Origin of the sequence: Longimicrobium sp. (genome assembly GCF_036387355.1) — a bacterium.
GTDB lineage: Bacteria > Gemmatimonadota > Gemmatimonadetes > Longimicrobiales > Longimicrobiaceae > Longimicrobium.
Window position 1 is genome coordinate 1 of the sequence record NZ_DASVTX010000330.1, and the last position, 3,807, is coordinate 3,807.

The following is a 3,807-nucleotide window of genomic DNA, read 5'->3' on the forward strand; positions in this document are numbered from 1 at the left end:
CGGGCGGCGGCGGCGCTGGCCGCGGGCGGCGTGCTGATTGGCATGCTGTGGCTGGCCGTCGGCTTCTGGGGCGCCGCGCGGCTGGGGCGCCGCGCCGAGCTGGTGCGCGATCCGGAGTGGCTGCGCGCCTCGCAGGACGCCGCCGAGCGCCTGGGGCTGCGCCGCCCCGTGCTCCTGCTGCGCAGCCGCGCCGCCGACATGCCGGCCACCTGGGGGCTGCTGTGGCCCTCCGTCATCGTTCCGTCCATGGCGGACGGATGGCCGGAGGACCGCCGCCGCGCGGTTCTGGCCCACGAGCTTGCCCACGTCAAGCGCTTCGACTGCCTTACCCAGGCGCTGGCGCAGGCCGCCTGCGTGCTGTTCTGGTGGCATCCCGCGGTGTGGTACGCCGCGCGCCAGCTTCGCATTGAGCGCGAGCGCGCCTGCGACGACCTGGTGCTGCGCGGCGGCGCCCGCGCCTCGGACTACGCCGCGCACCTGCTGGAGGTGGCGCGCTCGCACAAGGCCATGCGCCTGGCCGCGCCCGCGATGGTGAGCATGGCGCGCCCGTCGCACCTGGAATCCCGCCTGCTCTGGGTGCTGGACGGCGCCCGCGCGCGCGGCGTTCCGTCCAGCGCCGCGACCGCCGCCACCATCCTTGCCGGCCTGCTGCTCGTGGCGCCGCTCAGCGCCATGCGCCCCACGGCCGCGCGCACGCCCGCCGCTCCGCCGGTGGAACGGCAGGCCGCGCTCCCGGCCCCGGTGCAGACGGAAAAGCCGGCGCCGTCGTCAAAGGAAAAGGACGCCGAGACGGCAAAGGTGCACCCGGCGGCTCTGAAGCTGCCCGCCGCGTTCGCCGCCCAGGCCCCCGCGCCCGCCCCCATCCAGGTGGATACGCCGCCCGCCCGGGACCGCGATCGCGACCGCGAGGTGCGGCAGCTCACCGAGATGCGCGCCGTGGGCGTTACCCCCGAGTACGTGGCGGAGATGCGCGCCGCCGGATTCGGCGACCTGGACGGGCGCACGCTCACCAGCCTGCGCGCTCAGGGCGTGACCCGGGCGTACGTGGACGAACTGCGGCGTCTGGGCCTCACCGACCTTTCCGCCCGCCGGGTGGCGGGGATGAAGGCCGTGGGCGTCAGCCCCGCGTACGTGGAGGAGATGCGCCGCGCCGGGCTGGGCGGCCTGTCCGCCCAGCAGCTCACCGGGCTCCGCGCGCTGGGAGTGACCCGCGCGTACGTGGATGAGCTTCGCCGGATGGGGTTCCAGAACCTGAGCGCGAGGGACGTCACGGGCATGCGCGCCGTGGGCGTCACCGCCGCCTTCGCGGAGGAGATGCGGCGCGCGGGACTGGGCCAACTGTCCGCCGACGACCTCGCGGGGCTGCGCGCGCAGGGTGTGACCGGTGAGTACATCCGGGAACTCACCCGGCACGGAATCGTCCCGCGCTCCGCGGACGAAGTGCAGGGGCTGCGCGCCGTGGGCGTCACCGGCGAGTACGTGGAGCAGATGCGCGCGGAGAACCTGGCCGAGTCCGTCAGCGTGCGCGAAATCACCTCGCTCCGCGCCCAGGGGGTCACGCCGGCGTACGCGCGCGAGATGGAGTCGGTGAGGCTCACCGGGCTCTCCATGCGGCAGCTCAGCGCCCTGAGGGCCCACGGCGTAACTGCGGACTACGTGCGGCGCGTGCGCGCGGCGGGGTTCGATGCGGCCACGGTGGATGAAGTGGTGCGGCTGCGCGCCGCCCGCGTAGAGCCGAGGCAGTAGGCGGACGCGGCGCCCGGACGCGGGCGCCGCGGGAAGGGACGGAGGATGGGGCGGCATCTTCGCCCCATCCCGGATTCACGAAAGTCGGATGCACAGCGTGGTGCCCATCGCGAGGCGGCCAGCGCCGCACCGGTGCGCCCATCATCAACCCTGAAACGCGGGATTCGTGGCATGCGCACCCTGATCGTCGCCGCCGTTCTGGTGGCCACCACCGCCGCCGCGGCCACCGCCGCCGGCCGCCCGTCGCGCACCATCGAGGGCACCTGGACCGCCCGCGCGGAAGGGGCCGACCGGCTGCATCTCACCATGCACCACGAGACCTCCACCTGGGGCAACACCACGGACCGCTCCCAGCTGCAGGGGCTGTCCGACGCCGACATCCATGCCGAGACCTCCACCCCGGTGGCGTTCCGCATCGACCGCGAGCCGGGGCTCATCGAATTGGAGGGATCGTTCAGGCAGGGGCGCGGGTCGGGGCACTTCACCTTTGCGCCCAACCGCCAGTTCGCGGGTACGCTGCGGTCGCTGGGGATCCGCGGCGCGGACGATGTGAGCGAACAGGATCTGCTGCAGCTTGCGTGGGCCGGCGTGTCGGCGCGGTACGTCCGCGACATCCAGGCGGCGGGAATGGAAAGGATGACGGTGGATGAGCTCGCCGGGCTGGCCGCCGTGGGCGTCACCCCGGCGTGGCTGGCGGAGATGCGGCGCCTTGGCTACGGCGGCCTGTCGCCGGACGACGCGACGGGAATGCGCGCGGTAGGCGTGACGGCGGAGTACGTGAGCGCCATGGCCCGCGCCGGCTACCCGCGCATTCCCGCGGACGACCTGACCGGCATGCGCGCCGTGGGCGTCACGCCGGAGTACGTGGCGGCGCTGCGGGCCGCGGGCATCCGTGACCTGCCGGTGGACGAGGTGACGGGGATGAAGGCGGTGGGCGTAACGCCGGAGTACATCGCGGAACTGCGCGCCGCGGGGCTGGCCGACGTTCCCGCCGACGAGCTTGCCGGCATGCGGGCGGTGGGCGTCACGGCCGCGTACATCCGCGAGATGCGCGCGGCGGGCGTGTCGGGGCTGGATACGGACGGGCTCACCAGCATGCGCGCGCTGGGCGTGACCTCCGCCTACGTGCGCGAGCTTGCCGCCGCGGGCGTGACGGGCCTCACGAGCGAGCGTCTGGCGGAGTTGAAGGCGCTGGGGATTCGCCCGGGCGCGGGCGCGATGCGGCGGAGGAACTGAGGCGGGAGGGAAGTGCGGGAGTGCGAAAGTGCAGAGTGCGGAACTGAAGTACGAAAGTACGAAAGTACGAAAGTGATCGGCGGGACGGCGGGGGATGGCGCGGCGGCGGGGTGGGCCCTCACCCGGCTCGCTAAGGCTCGCCACCCTCTCCCACGAACAGACGTGGGGGAGGGGGCACACCTCAACGGCGCCCCTCCCCCGGCCCCTCCCCGTGCAAACTGCCGCACGGAGAGGGGAGAACCCGCGCCGAAATCTGCGACCTCGTGAAGTTGAAGCCTCGATCGTGGACGCGACAGCGGCCACGAGTCGGGGCTTACGGCTTTCAGAGCGGCGGATTCATCCGCTCAGCGGGCGCCTCGGACCCGCACGGAAGCCCTCGTCCGCACAGATGCAGCCTCACAGCAGTATCGTGAGGCTTTCAGCCGTTGTTGCGGCGAGTTCACTCGCTCATCCCACCTGTCGCCGCTTGGTTGCATGCCCACCCCGCGCCAAACCATCCGCCGCGTGCAGGTGAAGTCCCCCGGCTGTTTGGGGGACTTTCCGTCGTCGTTGCGGCGAATTCATTCGCTCAGCACCACCCGTGCTGCCCTCCCGTTGGCAGTTTCTTCCGTGACCCTGTGACCTTCGGACCTCCGCCAGAAACGGCTGTTGTCTTCCATCACACATCCCGCCCGTGTCCGTAAACGTGCGTACCACATGAATTTGCCTGTTCCGGGCCTGCTTCTTGCGCCCGCGCCCACACCGGCATGGGTGGCGGGGACACACGCAAGGGGATAACGGGCCGTGGCTGGCGAACCGAGCAAGCAGACGATCCTGGTGGTCGAC

General features: G+C 72.5%; 2 protein-coding genes. Both read left to right on the forward strand.

The features are described 5' to 3' along the window. On the forward strand, positions 1-1,746 hold a 1,746-nt coding region (locus tag VF665_RS14675), incomplete at its 5' end, for a M56 family metallopeptidase (RefSeq protein WP_331054187.1). A gap of 171 nt (positions 1,747-1,917) precedes the next feature. Continuing rightward, on the forward strand, positions 1,918-2,982 hold the full coding sequence (locus tag VF665_RS14680) for a hypothetical protein (protein ID WP_331054188.1): 1,065 nt from the start codon (positions 1,918-1,920) through the stop codon (positions 2,980-2,982). The last annotated feature ends 825 nt before the right edge of the window (positions 2,983-3,807 follow it).

What these genes read in the sequence shown, in the direction of transcription:
- VF665_RS14680 (WP_331054188.1), top strand. Translation starts at nt 1,918, where the DNA reads ATGCGCACCCTGATCGTCGCCGCCGTTCTGGTGGCCACCACCGCCGCC.